At 52.1% G+C, this 17,494-nt stretch carries 12 protein-coding genes; 4 read left to right on the plus strand and 8 right to left on the minus strand.

The window, feature by feature from the left end:
• Window positions 1-690 precede the first annotated feature (690 nt).
• The 3 genes from DZC79_RS16345 (at window position 691) to DZC79_RS16355 (ending at window position 7,432) form a co-directional block, all read left to right on the plus strand.
• Entirely contained in the window at window positions 691-5,472 is a 4,782-nt protein-coding gene (locus DZC79_RS16345; RefSeq protein ID WP_118952683.1) for a hypothetical protein, read from the plus strand.
• 80 nt (window positions 5,473-5,552) lie between these two features.
• The gene (locus DZC79_RS16350) at window positions 5,553-6,620 is read left to right on the plus strand and encodes a T9SS type A sorting domain-containing protein (protein WP_118952684.1); all 1,068 of its coding nucleotides are present in this window, start codon (window positions 5,553-5,555) and stop codon (window positions 6,618-6,620) included.
• A gap of 98 nt (window positions 6,621-6,718) precedes the next feature.
• The gene (locus DZC79_RS16355; RefSeq protein ID WP_118952685.1) at window positions 6,719-7,432 is read left to right on the plus strand and encodes an outer membrane beta-barrel protein; all 714 of its coding nucleotides are present in this window, start codon (window positions 6,719-6,721) and stop codon (window positions 7,430-7,432) included.
• Window positions 7,433-7,519: 87 nt separating this feature from the next.
• On the opposite strand, the gene DZC79_RS16360 is transcribed toward DZC79_RS16355, so the two are convergent.
• From DZC79_RS16360 to DZC79_RS16390, 7 genes are all read right to left on the minus strand, one after another.
• Window positions 7,520-8,470, minus strand: a complete 951-nt coding sequence (locus DZC79_RS16360) for a hypothetical protein (protein WP_157977213.1) — start codon at window positions 8,468-8,470, stop codon at window positions 7,520-7,522.
• A 12-nt stretch (window positions 8,471-8,482) separates the two neighbouring features.
• Window positions 8,483-8,851 carry a glyoxalase superfamily protein gene (locus DZC79_RS16365; protein WP_118952687.1) on the minus strand — a complete coding sequence of 123 codons (369 nt, stop codon included), beginning with the start codon at window positions 8,849-8,851 and terminating at the stop codon, window positions 8,483-8,485.
• Between the two features lie 18 nt (window positions 8,852-8,869).
• On the minus strand, window positions 8,870-10,393 hold the full coding sequence (lysS, locus tag DZC79_RS16370; protein WP_118952793.1) for a lysine--tRNA ligase: 1,524 nt from the start codon (window positions 10,391-10,393) through the stop codon (window positions 8,870-8,872).
• 208 nt (window positions 10,394-10,601) lie between these two features.
• On the minus strand, window positions 10,602-11,834 hold the full coding sequence (locus DZC79_RS16375; protein WP_118952688.1) for a hypothetical protein: 1,233 nt from the start codon (window positions 11,832-11,834) through the stop codon (window positions 10,602-10,604).
• A complete protein-coding gene (locus DZC79_RS16380; RefSeq protein ID WP_118952689.1) occupies window positions 11,815-12,399 on the minus strand; it encodes an RNA polymerase sigma factor in 585 nt (194 codons plus the stop codon). The genes DZC79_RS16375 and DZC79_RS16380 overlap by 20 nt, the downstream gene beginning before the upstream one ends.
• Before the next feature lie 315 nt (window positions 12,400-12,714).
• Window positions 12,715-13,698 carry a WD40/YVTN/BNR-like repeat-containing protein gene (locus DZC79_RS16385; protein WP_118952690.1) on the minus strand — a complete coding sequence of 328 codons (984 nt, stop codon included), beginning with the start codon at window positions 13,696-13,698 and terminating at the stop codon, window positions 12,715-12,717.
• A gap of 64 nt (window positions 13,699-13,762) precedes the next feature.
• On the minus strand, window positions 13,763-14,302 hold the full coding sequence (locus DZC79_RS16390; RefSeq protein ID WP_198666922.1) for a DUF2306 domain-containing protein: 540 nt from the start codon (window positions 14,300-14,302) through the stop codon (window positions 13,763-13,765).
• Between the two features lie 107 nt (window positions 14,303-14,409).
• On the opposite strand from DZC79_RS16390, the gene DZC79_RS16395 reads away from it, so the two are divergent.
• Entirely contained in the window at window positions 14,410-16,269 is a 1,860-nt protein-coding gene (locus DZC79_RS16395; RefSeq protein ID WP_118952691.1) for a DNA polymerase III subunit gamma/tau, read from the plus strand.
• Window positions 16,270-16,855: 586 nt separating this feature from the next.
• Here the strand turns inward: DZC79_RS16395 and yihA are convergent.
• Window positions 16,856-17,491 (minus strand): ribosome biogenesis GTP-binding protein YihA/YsxC, encoded by a 636-nt coding sequence (gene yihA, locus DZC79_RS16400; RefSeq protein ID WP_118952692.1) that lies wholly within the window; start codon window positions 17,489-17,491, stop codon window positions 16,856-16,858.
• Window positions 17,492-17,494 lie beyond the last annotated feature (3 nt).

Genomic DNA, 17,494 nt, shown 5'->3' on the forward strand with positions numbered 1-17,494 from the left:
ATAAAGTTAGGAATTGTAAAAATATAAATGTCTATTTTTTTCTCCTTTTTAATGATCTAAGTCTTTTTACGTAGTTATACGCAATTTTGATTTTGAGTTGAAAAATATTCGGTTGGCGATTTTTTTATGAGGTATAAATACCATTATTTACGAGAATAAATCCTTTTTGAATTGATTTTTATGCATTTAAATATGTTTTTCTTCTTTTGAAATGCAAAACTTAAATATTTATATTTAAGTTTAATTTGAATTATACTCTATGTAAAATACCAGGTATTTTCCCGCTTCTTTATCATATTAGCATAATTTGATAGTATAACCTACCTTGATAGGTCCTTTTTTCTGAAAATTTTAGCGCTACTTTTGTGTTAAAATTTTCTCATCTATTTCTTCCCCCTTTTCAATGTCGGGCGAAAGTTATATAGGGAGAAAACCGACCCTTTAAACCCGATAAACCGATTTAGCCTATGAACGACCTGTCACCATTTTTCTTGCTCATGGTATAGCATTCTGACCCCATAGCTATATCCTCTCAGATGAAATAGTTTTCATCCGGATCGTCTCCGAAGCCCGCTTCTGTGACCGGCACCTCGATGCCCTCAACGTAACCGGAGCAACGGCCTTGTCCCTTACATAACGGTTCATGTAGAATTACCCAGCTATCTTTTATAAACCCTTAAACAATTACCAATGATTAAGCTAAACGCAAAGGGAGATACTTCTCCCAGGATGATGCAGGCCCACCAGGGCAAGGATCAGGCCCCTGTCTATACGAACAGGCGGTTTGCGCCGGCCCTGCAGGCGATCAGGCGGCTCGCCGCCCACCGGGGATCACCATTTTCCCGGGTAACGAGAACGTTGGCGCTGACTGTGCTGGCCGTACTGGCTTATGCTACAGCGGGAGCGCAGGTGTACACCAATGACTTCGACGGCTCATCGATTATCAGCAGCAATATAAGTGCCTCCGTCTGGACAGGCGGCGCGACGGGAACCAGCCTCTGCGGCGCTAATGGCCTGGTGAGCCCCGGCTCGGGCACCTCGTACAATTTTTCCATCACGCTTACGGTAGCTCCGGGCTACCAGATGCAGATCACGAGCATTTCAGCCGATATGCGGCGTTCATCGGTTCCCGGCTACAGCAATGCGCAGGTAAAGATCGGCGCAAGCAACTATGGAACCCCGGCTGTCCCTGGCTTTCTCGGCTGTGTGAACCCCGGCGGCGTGTCCACGGTATCGGGCCTTACCGGAGCGCAAACGATCAGTTTTTCCGGTACCAAGCCCAACTCGGAATCTGTCTCGCTGGATAATGTACAGATCCAGGGAACGATTACCTGCATCAGCCCTTCTGCCTTCAATGTCAGCAATCCTACACCTTCGGCCTGCGGCTCGGCAGCAATCAGCTTGTCCGGCAGCCAGGCCGGCGTGAACTACCAGCTTTATGTAAGCACTATGGCGGCGCCTTCCCCGGCTGCTGTAGGAGCACCGGTACCCGGTACCGGCGCTGCGCTCAGCTGGTCCGGTATGTTGCCCGGTACCTATGCTGTAGTGGGCAGCACCGGATCTTGTCAGACCAATATGACCGGTTCGGCCATTGTAAAGGAAGATCCTTCTGTATACACTGTTTCAGGAAGCGGCAATATTTGCCTGAACCCTCCCGGCGGCACGATGCCTATCGCTTTGAGCGGCAGCCAGATCGGTGTCAATTATCAATTGTATAATGGCGCGTCTCCGGTAAGCCCTGCCCAGATACAGGCCGGTAATGGCGCTACGCTTACCTTTACCGCCAGCGCTGCCGGTACCTATACGGTGAAAGCCGAGCCCAGCGCAACAGTGTGCGGACCGGTGGTAATGACCGGTAATGCTGTTGTTACAGTAAGCCAGCCGGTCGCTTCTATCAACGGGAACAATGGTGAATTCTGCTCCGGCGGCGGTAACGGCGTCTGGACCATCAGCGGTACGCCCCTGGCGGTGGTTTCCTATACCGTGACCGGCGGCGCTCCCGGTACGCCTTATTCCAATACTGTGAATGTGCAACCCGATGGTACCGCTACGATCACCGTTAATGGCATTACGGCCAATACCGTTGTTACGCTCAATTCGGTGCAAAACACTACCGGCTCCAATGGCTGTACCCAGAACATTACCGGCCAGAGCAGCACCCTGGTGGTACGCCCGGCACTGAGCGCTTCTATTGCGGCTTCTGAAGCGGTATGCGAAGGCGATAACTTCAGCAATATTACCGTGACTTCCAATACCGGTACTGCTTATGCCCGTACCGTGTACTACAGCCGCCGCGTCAATTCCGGCTCCTACAGCAGCCAGCCTTCGCTGAGCTTCCCTATGGGTGTGACTTCTGTGAATGTAAGCGTATCCGGTATCAACCCTTCTGTGCTGGGTACCGACTATACGTACAGGCTCGACTCTATACGGTATGATGCACCGCCAAATTGTACGGTGCCGCTGAACCAGACCATTACAAAGACGGTTAAGCCGAGGCCTGTTTTCAGCTTCGAGATGAACGGTGTCGTGCTGCATGCCGGCGCTTCGGATACAATCTGCATGCAACCCCTGAGCGGCATGATCCAGTTCAACATAGCCAATACCACTCCCGGCTTTACTTACAGCGTGAGTCGTAACAGCGCGCCTTTCGGCAGCAGCGGTACAGTAAACAATAATGGTACCGGGCTGGTGCAAAGCATCAACTTCTCTCCCGCCGGTACTTACCAGGTAACGGTGAACAACCCGAACAACGGCTGTTCAAAAACGCTGACTTATACCGTGATAGAATTGCCCCGTCCGCCGATCGCTTATTATGTAAACGGGCAGCTGGTAACTAACGGCAGCACCATACAACTTTGCTCCGGCCAGACTGGCGTAAGGGATTCGCTGGTATCGGCTGCCGGTGCTACCTTCAGCATTACCGGTTCCTCCCTGTTTAACGCTTCCGGCAGCATTCCCGGCCCAGGCGCTTATGTCAGCACGCAATCCGCTCCAAGCGTGAGCAGCGTAACCACTTACAGCGCTACCATTACGTTGAGCGCTAATCCGCTCCTGGCTTCCGGCTGCGATTCCTCTATCAGCTTTAATGTGCAGGTTAATCCGCTGCCTGCGCTGGCCGGCAATGTTTATTACAACAACCAGCTGGTGACAGCAGAAAGCACCGTTGAAATGTGCGAAGATGCCAGTCCCGCGATCCGCATTACCGGTACGCCCGGCTATACTGTCGAGATCCACTACAACAAGGGCACCAGCCTGGGCTCCTTTACCCAGCTGCAAACCGGCGTGATCGGAACCAATGGTGAATATGTATGGAACAGCGCCAACGGAACTTTCGGCAACGACTGGAGCGCCGGCTTCGATCAATATTGCTCCAGCCCGACCCGTATGTTCTATCATATCGAAGTGAAGAACCCCAATACCTGGTGCAGCAACACCTTCGACTTTAAAGCGAAGATCAACCAGAAGCCAAGCATCCGCGTAGGCTATGCTTACAACAACAACACGACCAGCATGTCTTCTTTCGGTAGCACCGGTACCGCAATCAATGCGCCTACCGATACCGTAAGCGTATGCTATAATGCCGGTTCCAGTGATCTTAAATTCTTCTTCAACTGGGATGCTGCGCACAACATCAGCAATTTCGACGAAGTGTGCGGCAGCGGCACCACTAATACGATCCTGTTCGAGCTGCGTAAAGGCGGCGTGAGCGGTACATTGGTACATTCCGGAAGCCTGACGGCAAGCGGTGTGAACAGCACGGTCCAGATGCCGGTAACTGCCGGAAGCTCGGGCCTGTACACCCTGATCGTGCGGAACTCCGACAATGGTATGATGTCTGGCGTGGTATGTGATTCTATCCGTTCTTTCTGGGTGAAAGCCAATGCTGCCCCGGTATATACCTTTATCGAGACCAATACGGTAGCGACTCCCGGTGCGGATATTACCGCTCCCATTACCGGCGCCACTGCTTCTTCAGCGAATCCCGTGAAATTCTGCGAAGGCTATCCCAAATCTGTGACCATCTCCGGAGCCGTAGGACAAACCTACTGGATCACCCGCATTTCCGGTCCCGGCGCTGCCCAGAATTTTGGCAGCTCCGGCAGCCCGCTGGCACTGGCCCCGGGCGGCGCTACGCACCAGTTCAACAGCCTGGCTGTTGGCGTGCATCACTACCTGCTGACTGTTATGTCGGCCCCGGGTGCCTGCCCTGCTTATCGTTCTTTCCAGGTGCAGATCACCGAGATGCCCAAGCCTGTGCTGAAGGTGAATGGCGTAATCATTGCCCCGGGATCTACGCACAATTTCTGCCAGGAAGAAGAGACCCATTATACGATCACAGGCATACCCACCGGTATCCCGTATCAGTTCTTCCAGGGCAACACCATGATCGCCAGCGGCATTTCTGCCAGCGTGGAATCATCTGTGATTACCCTGGTAAGCCAGCCTAACCTTGCCGGCCCCTATACGATCAAGGTGAACAATACTGCTACTTCATCCTGCGACTCGTCTTACAGCTTCAACATCACGGTAACCGATCGTCCGGACATTACGATCGATTCTGTGAAGCATGTAATGGTATGTAACGGGGACAATTCCGGTGTGCTGTATTACCACTATGTGGCCCTGGGCAGCTCGACTGTAAATACCAAGCTGTTCCGTAACGGTACACAGGTGCTGAATTCTACCAGCGCTAACCAGGCGCTTGCCCTGTCTACGACTAACCTGTATGCCGGCAATTACCTGCTGGTGATCGCCAGCAATGGCTGCGCCGACAGCGCCGGGTTTACCATTACAGAACCGGCTACTCCGGTGCTCCTCCAGGTAACCGGTACCGATACCGCCTGCGGTGTCGCGCTCGGATCCGTAACCTTCTCGGTACAAGGTGGCAGTCCTTCGTATGCTGTGAAGATATTCGTAGGTGCCACTACCACGATCGCACAGCAGACCGTACTGCCCAATGCGGATACCGGCTATACATTTGCAGGACTCTCCCCCGGTGCGTATACCATACAGGTTACCGATGCGCTGGGTTGTGTGAAGACAGCAACCTTTACCATCAACAACTGCAGCGCACCTGATATCGTGCCTGTAGCCAATATGGCCAGCAACAACTATTCTCTCGCCGGTACGACAGCGCTGCCCATACAGCTGCGCCTGTACAACATCGGACAGGTGAACAGCAATGGCTCCATATCTGCAGGTTTCCTGTTGCCGGCAGGCTTCAGCATTTCCAATACCGGCCTTACCCCGGGATGGACCGTAAGCACTTCCGGTCCTGTAACGATCCTGACCTCTGCTACAGCTGTCGTGCCTTCGGGAGCAAGCCCGCTGGTGGTTACCGGTAACCTGATCCTTACCGGCTCTACCTCCAAAGGTATCTATGGTGTAGTGATCCAGGTTGCCCCCGGAAGCGGCGGTGAATCGAACAGTTCCAACAATACCACCAATACGATCATCAATGTGATCGACTAGGATGGATTTTGTCCGGGCGGCGCTTGCCGCTGCCCGGACATTTAAAAAAATTACCCGGTTTTACCCCAAAAACAATTCCTATGAAAAACATATTCAAAACCATTTTGGCCTCCCATATGGTGCTGGCAGCCGGTTTGCTTGCAACAGAAAGCAAGGCGCAGCCCATAGCCGCTTCACTGACGGGCGGATTGTCGGGAGCCCCAGCCTTTTTCAATGCCGGGAACTTTACCGGTTTTGTTGTCCCGGGCACATTTGATCTTACTTTCGGTAATGCCTCGGCGCCCCTGCTGCCGGCCGGCAGCCTGGAGATCAAAGCTGTGCTGCCTGTGGGCATGAGCTTCGATGCCTATACACCGCCTTCGGGATGGAGCTATACGATCATCGATCCTCAGAATGCAGTGCTGGCCAATACGGCCGACATCGGCTACGGGCTTTTTCCGCCGACGAATAGCAACAGCACTGCAGTGTTTCATATCCCGGTCAAGACTACAGCCTCTTTTGCCAACAGGACCTATGTAGCCTTTATCCAGGGAACAGGACCTTTCCATACAACCCCCATTCCTGTTGCAGGCATCAATTCGGCCCAGGGAACTGTATCGGTAGCGAACAACCCGCTACCTGTGTTGTTCACTTCGTTCACAGTAACAAAAAAAGAAGGCTGCGCTGCGGAGCTGAACTGGGAAACGGCGATGGAAAAGAACAACGATCATTTTGATGTAGAACGCAGCGCCGACGGTACCAAGTTCTCAATGATCGGTACCGTAAAAGGATCCGGCAACAGTTCAGAGCTGAAACAGTATACTTATCTTGACGAGCATCCCTTACAAGGACATAACCTGTACCGTATACGGCAGGTGGATCTCGATAAGAAATCGGATGTTTCCAGGACAGAAGGCGTCAAGCTGGATTGTCTTGTTGAAGGAATAGCAGTATATCCCAATCCTACTACCGGTATTATCTATATCAAGGGTTTGAGCGACAAGGGCACAGCTACCATACTGAACGCTGTGGGTCAGAAAGTGATGGAACGCGACCTGGAGAACAGCATTGAGGGTATGAATATCTCCTCGCTGACCAACGGTATTTACCAGCTGCAGGTCTTCAACAGCGATAAAGTGATCTTTACGACCAAGGTGATCAAGAAATAATGCTGCCGTTAATGATGTGTGCTGCATAAGGCTGTCCTCAAGTGACCGGGGACAGCCTTTGCCTTCCTTGTATCTGTTTTCCCTTTAAACCCTGAACCATGTTATCCTTATCTATTTCTACCGGGAGGCTGTTGCGGTGCATATTGCTGGGCGCCGGTCTGGCTTATATGCCTGCCGGAACGATACATAGCCAGCCGGAACCGGCGACGGAGCAGCTGGGTGTTTCCCTTGGCGGCGGCTATGCTTTCGGCCATACCGACTTTGCCTGGACCAATACGATCCCTTCGCCCGTGTTTGGCGTTGGCCTGCATTATTTCTCTCTTTCTTTTCTGCAGATCGGCCTGGATGGCCAGGTGGGCTGGCTGAAGGGCGGCAAGTCCGGGGAAGCCGAATCGGCACAGACAGGCTTTAAAGACCGCTTTACGGTTTTGTGTCTTTCCTTCCGTTTCTTCCCCGGTGCGCTGGCCGATAACCCGGGCAGAGACAAGGTGCTGCAGGCGCTTTCGGGTATTTATGCCGGCAGCGGATTGGGTTACCTGCACAATGATGGCAAAGCGAATCCTATGCCACTGGCCATTTACGGCTCGAAGAACAATTATAAAAACAGTACTTTGTATATTCCCTTAGAACTGGGTGTCAATATTCCCCTGGCCCGGCAAAAAAAGAATCTATTCCTTCTGAACCTCAATTTCCGGGCCGGTTTGTGCTTGTCTGATGAAGTTGACGGCTATGTCCCTACTGTGACGGCGAACCAGCATAATGATGCATTCAGCACCTTGACGGCGGGGGTTATTTATAAGTTTGGCTTATAAAAACGTTTACAGAAGAAAAGGGTCAGAATGGGGTATAGGTAAAGGCTGTCTCTTCGTGAGGCAGTCTTTATACTTTTTATACCGGTCTTATTTTTTGCGGATCTTAATGAGGGCGTTTTTGCCGATGGTATTATGGGCGATAATGTTGTAAGTGGTACCGGCATCATCCAGCTGCAGGTTGGCGGTATTGGGCGGGTCGCCGCCCTCATTGATGGCCATGATGCTGATGATGTTGAGCTCGTTGCCCCCTAAAGGTAGCTCCAGCCGCTTCTTCTGTTTGGTCAGCACATAGTCTTTCAGCACTTCGGCGCCATTGAACAGGATCGTGATACGGTCGTTGTCTTCGTTGTTGCCGTCCCATACGTCAAGGATCACTTTGTCCGATTGCCAGAGCAAAGTTTTGTCCTTTCCCTCTGTAATGTTATCCGGCTGCTTAGGTGCGGCTGGCTTACTGTTGACCGCTGCTGCAACGGGCGAGGCTTTGCGTACCGTATCGTAGATCACCCGGCGTGCCGGTTTAGGTCTTGTAGCTACCGGTTGCTGCGCTGCCGGCGTATCTGCCTGCGGGGAAGCCTGTGCCGTTGGATTAAAGAGATGCTCGATCTCGGCCGGCGCCATGAAGGTAATGCTGCCGCGGCTGCAATCGGCGCCCTGGCCGGCAGTCATTGTATTGAGCGGACCGGAGAGGGTTTTCTCCTTATCATTATACTCCAGCATCGCTTCGACCAGGCAGATCAGGGCCTGGCTTTTGAAATTGTGATTGTAGACGATATACATTTCCTTTAGCAGGACAGCCTTCCTGGAAGCATATACTTCCGCAGTCACATAGGCTTTTACATCATGCTGCTCGTCAAGGTAAGTATAGGCATAGCCACTGAGCAGGTTGCGCACCGAATCCTTCAGTTCCAGCCGGTAGGTGAACGATTCTCCTCCCTGTACACCCATAAAGCCTTTGAGCTGATATTGATGCTGAGCAGCAGCCTTAGCGCCGCAGCAGGCCAGGAACAAGAGGAAGAGGCAGGAGAGGGATCGTGACATGTAAGAATGGATTTAGGATGATTGCTCCGGAGCGGCAAACAGCAGCTTGTTACCAAAAGGATCGATCAGCTCCATGATCTGCCCGCCCCAGGGCGCGTCTTCCAGGCCGGGATTGTAATAGCGGTAAGCTTTGCTGCCGAGAAGGCGCTGGAAGGCAGCCCAATCGCCGCTGTATTCAATGTACACCTTGGCGCCGGGGCAGGCGTCGCCGTAATGCTCGGTCAGGTGAAAAACAAGGTCATCCATCGAAACCTGCATATAGAGCGGGCTATCGGGCCCGAACCTATGCTCCCAGTCCACGGTAAAGCCCAGCCAGCCGACATAGAATTCAAGGGCTTTGGCAATATCGAAGATGCGGAATACCGGTCTGATGGATGACATAAAAACAGTTTGATCTGATCAGGCGCTTACTTTTTCGGGGCGCATCTGCGGGAAGAACAGCACATCCTGTATGGAAGGCTGGCCGGTGAGCAGCATGGCCAGGCGGTCGATACCGAAGCCGATGCCTGCAGTGGGCGGCATGCCGTATTCCAGCGCGCGCAGGAAGTCGTGATCGATGAACATGGCCTCGTCATCGCCGCGTTCCATCAAAGTCAGCTGGTCTTCGAAGCGCTGGCGCTGGTCGATCGGGTCGTTCAGCTCGGAGTAGGCGTTGGCAATCTCCTTACCATTTACCATCAGCTCGAAACGTTCTACCAGACCGGCTTTGCTGCGGTGCTTCTTGGTCAGCGGGCTCATCTCTACCGGATAGTCGATAATGAAAGTAGGCTGGATATAGTTCGCTTCGCATTTTTCACCGAAGATCTCGTCGATCAGCTTACCACGGCCCATGCTGGGGGCAACGGGGATATTGAGCTGGCGGCATACGTCGCGCAGCCCTTCTTCGTCCATATGGGTGATGTCGAAGCCGGTGTGCTCTTTTATCGCATCGTAAATGCTTACGCGGGCATAGGGCGCTTTGAAGTTGATCTCTTTGTCGCCTACTTTTACAATTGTCGTTTCGTTGGTCGCCAGGGCTGTTTTTTCCAGCAAGTGCTCCGTGGTTTCCATCATCCAGTAATAGTCCTTGTAGGCTACATAGAACTCCAGCACGGTAAACTCGGGATTGTGCGTTCGGTCCATGCCCTCATTCCGGAAGTTGCGGCTGAATTCATATACCCAGTCAAAGCCGCCCACGATAAGGCGTTTCAGGTACAGCTCATTGGCGATACGCAGGTACAGCGGAATATCCAGCGCATTATGATGCGTAATGAAAGGCCGCGCAGCTGCACCACCCGGGATGCTTTGCAGCACCGGCGTATCCACTTCCAGTGCGCCCTGCTGGTTCAGGAATTCACGGATCGCGTTCTTCATTTTGGTGATCTTCACAAAAGTCTCTTTCACACCTTCCGTTACGATAAGATCGGCATAGCGCTGGCGGTAACGGAATTCGGGATCGCTTACGGCATCGAAGGTGCCTCCGTCTTCCGTTCTCTTAACAACCGGCAGCGGCTTTAAAGATTTGGAGAGCAGGGTAATGGTCTGCGTATGTATAGACGTCTCGCCTGTTTTAGTAATGAACACATAACCGGTAGCGCCGATGATATCGCCGAAATCCAGGCCATGCTTCACCAGCGTATCCCACATGGATTTATCTTCTCCCGGGTACAGCTCGTCGCGTTTTACATAAAGCTGTATGATGCCTTTGCTGTCCTGTATTTTTATAAAGAATACTTTTCCCTTGTCGTTGATGCTTACAATCCTTCCAGCTACGCATACCTTACTGTATGCCTCCTGTTGCTCTTCAGTAAATCCGGCCTTGATGTCGGCGGAGTAGTGGGATACCGGGTAGAGCGCCGCAGGATAGGGATCGATACCCGCTTCCTGCAGCCTGGCGAGTTTCTCTCTGCGTACAATTTCCTGTTCGCTAAGTGTAGTCTGCATATCAGTTGTTAAAAAGGTTTTTAAATCGGTTGCAAAAGTACATAATAATAAAGCGATATACAGCACCAGGTGAAAAATGCGCGAAGAGGCTTCCTTGCTGGCAAAAAGAAAGCGCCTGCCATAAAGCAGGCGCCAAGCATAGTTGAGGGAAAGCCTGCCGGAAGGATGTATTGCAAACATTATGGCCGGAAAGCAGTATACCTCTTGCTCAGTTCACCGGTATGTTGTACTTGAACTGTACCTGTACGTAACGCCGGTTGACGTATTTTGAATTGTCATTCCGAAGTAGGTTGTTCAGGCCCTCGCGGAACACAAGCCCTGCCTGTATATTCGGTGTAATCGAAAATTCACTCTTGGCCGTAAGACCCACATCCATATTCGGGAACAGTTTGGAGCTCACGTTTTCCGGCTGCACGATCTCGTCGTTCCGGTTCAGCATACGCTGGAAGTCGCCGCCAACGCTCAGGGCCACATGCTTCTCTACCTGGTAGCCTATCGAGGGATTGAACTGTACGTAGTAGAGCTTTTGTATCGGGTTGAGCGCAGGCGAGGCCAGCGTAGTCTCATTATTGAAAGCAGTAGGCCTGGCGGCGATCTTCCCGTTCTCTGTCATGGGAGGGCCATTGTTGGCTACGACATTGTTGGCATTGTTGTTGTACATCATCGCCACTGTACCGTCTACAAACAGGTTGCCTGCGATCTTGTGCCGCACGCTTACGCCTGCAGTATAGCCGGTATTGAGGTTCCCGTAGTTAACACCGCCACCGAGGGAAATGCTGGTCTTCCTTTCGTGCTTGGTATAGTCGTTCAGGGCTACGGAAGGATCGGCATGATAAGTATATTCTTTGCTCTCTTTTACCTTGTTGCTTGTTGCAGGGTTGAGGAAAAGGTTCCCGTTTGTTTTTTCTTTCAGCGGTGCTGTGGGTTCCGGTTCCCTGGTAACAGCAACCTGCTCCCTGACCTTGGGGTTGTTATCCGGAACGGGTACTACAGGCGCGGGTGAATGGGAATTGAGATCGGGTAAAACGCCTTGCTCTTCCTGCGCCAGGTTCCGGTCATTGGTCCCGGCCGCTTTATCCGCCGCAGGTGTACCCTTATCCTTACCGGGCAATCCGGGCTTTGTTACAGGCTCCCGGGAAGCCGTATTGTTTTCCGGAGCTGTTGTTCCGGCTGGCGGCTGCTGATGGGCAACGGAAGGCTGCGCCGGCTTGTCGTCCGGACCATTGAGCAGCTGTATCATAAACACGGTAGCCAGGGCCAGGGCAACGGCTGCGGCGATGCCGGTAGCGATTACCCATTGTTTCTTGCCTTTCCCGGCCGATGCCGGGGTAAGGGTAGGCGGCAGCAGCTGGGCCAGCCTGTCCCAATGTGCCGGGTTGTACTCTAGTTCTTCGTTCCGAAGTTTTTTTAAGAGCAACTCATCAAATTCGTTTTTGCTCATAATACTTTATTTCTGTCAACTGATTGGCTTTAATTTTTTGCTGAAGGGTCTTGCGGGCGTTATTAACGTGCCATTGCGAGGTGCCTTCGCTCATGTCCAGTATCTTACCGATCTCCTTATGGCTGTATCCTTCAAAAACAAAAAGGTTGAAGACGGTACGGCTCATCGGTGGCAAGGTCTGTATAATGCCCAGCAGGTCCTTCACCGCGATCTTGTCCAGGGCATTGTTGTTAATGCTGAAGGTAGCCGAGTCGCCGATCTCCTGCGGAAAATGCAGCTGCATGGCATTCTTCAGGTACTTGCTTTTCAGGTAATCCAGGCAGGTATTCACCACGATACGCCGCATCCAGCCTTCAAAGGAACCTTTGCCGCTGTAGTCGCCCATGTGATTGAATATTTTCAAAAAGCCATCCTGCAGCAGCTGTTCCGCATCGTGCATGTCCTTTGCATACCGGGCACACAATTTCAGGAACAAGCTGTAGTATTTTTTGTACAGATGCTCCTGAAGCGAACGGTCGTTGCGCCTGCAGCCTTCTATGATATCCTGCTCAGTATATTCCGGCATGTAGTTCTGCGCTGTTCTATAGTCCTGTTTTTTCGGGTTGCGGATCGCTCCGTCAATGTTTGTCTTAAGATCTGTTCCTGGTCTTCCTGGTTCGTGTTTGTCCTTTCTCTTTTCCCTGGTATCGCTTTTTCCTATTCGTCGTTGCCCGGCACCAGGTGCCGGGTTTCTGCCGCAACAGGTAATGCTGTTGCAGCGTTTCTCAGGATACTTAACGGAATCGGGGGCCGTATTCGTTTACCAAAGGCAGAATTTAACGTGATTCAACTGAACAAGCTGTAATCCGATAGACGTTGTTCCGGCCGAAAACCTTGGGTGCTAATCCCTGATGTGGAAAAGGATACCGCCGCCGCCGGCAAGCCACAAACTGCCGTCGGGTCCCAATGTCATACACTTAATATCTTTGTCTGTAAATCTTTCAAATTCAGACCAGTGTTCTCCGCCGTCCTTTGTTTTCAGCAGCAGGCCGTTGTCGCCGGCCGCGTACCCGGTATGGCTATCCCTGAAGCAGACCGATCTTAGCCGGTACTTTTTCAGCAGGGGATTATCGCCGTTGCGCTGCTTCTTCCAGCTCCGGCCACCATCGGCGGTATGGATGATCGTCCCATTGTAGCCCACAGCCCATACCTGGTCCGGGTCTATACAGGCAAGCTCCCTGAAAAAATCGCCTCTTATGTCCTGCAGTTGCCAGGAGCTGCCGCCATCTGTCGTTTTAAGCACGGCGCCATAACCGCAGGCGTAACCGGTCTGGCTGCCGGCAAAGCGGATATCGGACAGCTGAAAGGCAAAGGTGTCGACCAGGCTTAGGTTGGCCGCGGTGTCGATCTTAAAAATGCGTCCCGCCCTGTAGCCCTCGCCCGAGACGATAAAGCCCTGATCGGGGCCGTTAAAAGCAATCCGCTGAAACCATTCCCAGGCGGGGCTTTGTATGAGCTGCCAGTCGTTGCCTTCCTTACTGCAGCGGTAGATCTTGCCATCGTATCCTACACCGTAAATGTCCTTACCGTTGGTGGCGAGCCCGTACACCGCCTTGCTGTCGGGGCCGGTAAACGTAAAGGGCTGCCAGCTGTTGCCGCCATCGGTGGTGCGCAGCAGCACGGAGGAAAAATATTTTTCACCGCCGGCGATAAATCCCAGGGTATCATTGATAAAAAGGATATGATTCAGATCATCTTCGGTATTGGTGGTCAGCTGTTGGGTACCGCTAGGGACCAGGAGGTCCTTTTTGCAGGCGCAAAAAATAAGACAAAGCAATAGAAAGAAGAGGCGGTAATCAGGCTTCATGTCGTCGGTCAAGATCATTTTTATGAGCGAAGGCGTTGTGCATTTTCAGGTTGAGCATAAAAGCTATCAAAATATTGGGTACCTAGCAGAGCCAGGCAACAATGCGGTAAGCCAGGAAAAAATCCATGCCGCAATACAGGAATAGCTGCAGCCAGCACCGCAGGGTAACTGCGGCGAAGCATGCTGCATAGCTATACAAGGCCATTTGCCGGTGCCGTAAAATTCGGTTTTTCCCCGCATAATATAAAGCCATATAAGTAACCGTAAACCAAAAAATACCCAGCACCGCAAAGCCATAGCGGCTTACAGGCCCGCCTGTAGCGGCGGCGGTTAATGCCAGCAGGATATAGATCCGTCCCATGCGGCGGTGAAACCGGGGATATTTCCTGCGCCAGGCCTCCGAAAACTGCACCCAGCCACAAAGCAGTGCCAGTCCGCCGGTAATAATATGTGTGTAAAAGTTGATATTCCAGAGCTTGTCGGTGAGCAGGTTTTCATCTTTGAGCGATAGAAAGGACTGTTTGAGGTCGAAGAAAAAATACAGAGCAGGGTATAACCCGACGATGATCGCCAGAAGAATGAGCAACAGCTTCGTTATTTTACGCAGAAGAGAAAAGCGCAATCTCAGCAGTTTTTGATTTTTGGATAAGGACAAAGCTAAGCCGATAGCGCATTGCTTGTACTTTTTACTTTTTTTGCCGTCTCCATCAAATTTCAGAACTTGCGTCCATGTCGGAACAGTACATTGTGTCAGCGCGTAAGTACCGGCCCCAGACTTTCGATACGGTCGTGGGCCAGCAACACATTACCACCACGCTTAAAAACGCCATCCGCACCCAGCACCTGGCCCATGCTTACCTGTTCTGCGGACCGCGCGGGGTGGGGAAGACTACCTGCGCCCGTATCCTGGCCCGCACCATCAACTGCGAAAACCCGACACCGGATATGGAGGCCTGCGGCGAATGCAGCACTTGCCTCTCCTTCCGCGACAATACCTCTTTCAATATTTTCGAGCTGGATGCGGCGAGCAATAACTCGGTCGACGATATCCGCTCGCTTACCGAGCAGGTGCGCTACGCACCGCAGCACGGCAAATACAAGATCTATATCATCGATGAGGTGCACATGCTCAGCACTGCGGCTTTCAATGCCTTTCTGAAGACGCTGGAAGAGCCGCCTCCCTATGCGATCTTTATCCTGGCTACTACCGAAAAGCATAAGATCCTGCCCACGATCCTTTCCCGTTGCCAGATATTCGACTTCAAACGGATACAAACCGAAGACATCGTAGGGCACCTGGCCAATATCTGTATCAAGGAAAATGTAGCTGCTCAGAACACCGCCCTGCACATCATTGCGCAGAAAAGCGAAGGTTGTATGCGCGACGCTCTGTCGATGATGGACCGTATCGCCGGCTTTACCAACGGTCAGCTGACCTATGCACAAACAGTAGAGCACCTGAATATTCTCGATGCGGATATTTATTTTAAGCTGGGCGATATCCTGCTGAGCAAAGACATCGGCGGGGCGCTGCTCCTGCTGGACAATATCCTGCAACGTGGCTTTGAAGGCGATGTGATCCTCAACGGCTTTGCCGAACATTTCCGGAACCTGCTGCTGAGCAAGGATATGCGGATGGCTCAGTTGCTGGATGTACCTGAAGATCACCGCCGGCTGTATTTCGAGAAAGCGCAGATGATCCCGTCCAGCTACATTCTTTCGGGACTAAGCCTGCTGAACGAAGCCGAGCTGGGCTTCCGTACAGCGCTCAATAAGCGGCTGCATCTCGAGCTCTGTCTCATACGGCTATGCTACCTGAACGATGTGCTCGATACAGCGGAACTGAACGGTTCCGATCTAAAAAAAAAACCTGATGAATCAATAGCGCCGGCTGCTGCTCCGGTGCAAACGGTTGTACAACCGGTATCCGTGACACCAGTTGCGGCGCCAGCATCAGCGGTACAAGCGGTAGCAGCACCGCCTCCTGCGATGGCGGCGCCGGCACAACCTTCCCATACACCGCCTCCTCCGCTACCGGTTGCTGAGCGGCCAGCTGTGCTTCAACCAGCATCACCACCACCGGTACAGAAGGTTGCCGCAGTGGCGCCGCCTGTGCTGCAATCCAAAAAGCCTAAGCTGGGATTGGGCATCCTGCAGCAGATCCAGCAGGAAAGTGAGCAGCAGCAGGAGCATGCAGGCGAGCGGATGGTGCTCGACCAGGAAAGCGCCGCCGCGCTGTTCCAGGATTTTCGCAATTACATACGCGTTGAGCTAAAGCAAATTCCCCTGGCCGCCCAGTTGGATATGATGAGCATCAATCTCATCTCGGCCAGCGAGCTGCAGCTGGTATGTGTGTCGGAGATCAATATGATCTATGCCCAGAACCAGCGCGAAGCCTTCATGGACTTCGGAAAACAGAAGACCCGTATCCCGGATCTCAGGGTGATGGTGCAGCTCGACGCTTCGGCCCGGAAAGAGGAGCCTAAAGAAAGGGTGCTGACCAAGCTGGAAGTTTATGAAATGATGGCGGCACAAAACCCTGCTCTTCGCCTGCTGCGTGAAAGCCTGAACCTCCAGGTGGATTTTTAAATACCGTTTACCTATTATCGTCCTATACGGGGCTTGCCCCTGTGTATAAGCAATGTTGCTTTGTACAGACGTTGCAATGCAACGTCTGTATGGTTAGGTAAAACCTATGCACTACAATGCCTGTACAATGAGATATGATAGGCACTCACAAGATTCTGGCAATCCTGTAGAAACATTACAATGTCTGTACAGGTACATTCGGGTATAAGCATCGCATTGACCTCACATACCTATTGCGCTAAGCTATCCCCCTATAAAGCATGGCGTGAAATGTCATTTTGTACAGACGTTGCATTGCAACGTCTGTACACTGAGGCAATAGGGCCCATGTAATCAATTTCTCCGTGTGAGATAGTGGTACATCAGGTATAGATGTATTCCAGCAATAGCTGTTGCTTGGTAAGTCTTACGTTCCAGTTGCGGATTGTGCATCAGGTGTATGGCTATTAATCATACAGGCATTGCCCTGCAACGCCTGTACGTTGAGGTAAGTTTATACATGGCAACATCTGTGCACTTAGGTTGTGGCCTTATGTAATATAAGCGCTGTACGGTGGGGTATAAGCTGTAGGAATCACGAAGGGGATTAACCAGCGATCGCATTGGGATCAAAATCAGCATTCAGCTCTTCGATATAGCCCAGCATGTCTTTGCGGCCGGTGAATTTTACGGTGGAAGTAATAAAGGTGCGGGGTATATATTCCCATTCCTCCTTCATGCGGTTCACAAAGGCTTTGGCATTCCTGGCTGTTTCCGACTGTGTATTTTTATCGGCCTTGGTAAATACAATATTGAAAGGGATGCCCCATTCGCCCAGCTGGGCCAGGAATTCAAGATCGATCTTCTGCGGGCTAAGCCTGCTGTCGATCAGCACAAACACCGTTTGCAGGTTGATCCTTTGCTGGAAGTAGTCGGCAAGCATTTTCTGCCAGGCTGCCCGCTGTGCCTGCGAGCGCTTGGCGAAGCCGTAGCCGGGCAGGTCGACCAGGTACCAGGGGGTGTCTGCATTGCGTTCGCCATTGATCAGGAAATGGTTGATCAGCGTGGTTTTGCCCGGCGTCTTGGACACCTTGGCCAGCTTGGCGTTATTGGTCAGCATATTGATCAGCGACGACTTGCCCACGTTGGAGCGGCCGATAAAAGCATATTCGGGCTTATCGGGCTGGGGGCATTGCGATACCTTGGCGCTGCTGACCAGGTAAGTGGCATTGTGAATCTCCATATC

The organism is Taibaiella helva, from assembly GCF_003545695.1.
GTDB lineage: Bacteria > Bacteroidota > Bacteroidia > Chitinophagales > Chitinophagaceae > Taibaiella > Taibaiella helva.

What these genes read in the sequence shown, in the direction of transcription:
- DZC79_RS16345 (WP_118952683.1), top strand. Translation starts at nt 691, where the DNA reads ATGATTAAGCTAAACGCAAAGGGAGATACTTCTCCCAGGATGATGCAG.
- DZC79_RS16350 (WP_118952684.1), top strand. Translation starts at nt 5,553, where the DNA reads ATGAAAAACATATTCAAAACCATTTTGGCCTCCCATATGGTGCTGGCA.
- DZC79_RS16355 (WP_118952685.1), top strand. Translation starts at nt 6,719, where the DNA reads ATGTTATCCTTATCTATTTCTACCGGGAGGCTGTTGCGGTGCATATTG.
- DZC79_RS16360 (WP_157977213.1), bottom strand. Translation starts at nt 8,470, where the DNA reads ATGTCACGATCCCTCTCCTGCCTCTTCCTCTTGTTCCTGGCCTGCTGC.
- DZC79_RS16365 (WP_118952687.1), bottom strand. Translation starts at nt 8,851, where the DNA reads ATGTCATCCATCAGACCGGTATTCCGCATCTTCGATATTGCCAAAGCC.
- lysS (WP_118952793.1), bottom strand. Translation starts at nt 10,393, where the DNA reads ATGCAGACTACACTTAGCGAACAGGAAATTGTACGCAGAGAGAAACTC.
- DZC79_RS16375 (WP_118952688.1), bottom strand. Translation starts at nt 11,834, where the DNA reads ATGAGCAAAAACGAATTTGATGAGTTGCTCTTAAAAAAACTTCGGAAC.
- DZC79_RS16380 (WP_118952689.1), bottom strand. Translation starts at nt 12,399, where the DNA reads ATGCCGGAATATACTGAGCAGGATATCATAGAAGGCTGCAGGCGCAAC.
- DZC79_RS16385 (WP_118952690.1), bottom strand. Translation starts at nt 13,698, where the DNA reads ATGATCTTGACCGACGACATGAAGCCTGATTACCGCCTCTTCTTTCTA.
- DZC79_RS16395 (WP_118952691.1), top strand. Translation starts at nt 14,410, where the DNA reads ATGTCGGAACAGTACATTGTGTCAGCGCGTAAGTACCGGCCCCAGACT.
- yihA (WP_118952692.1), bottom strand. Translation starts at nt 17,491, where the DNA reads ATGGAGATTCACAATGCCACTTACCTGGTCAGCAGCGCCAAGGTATCG.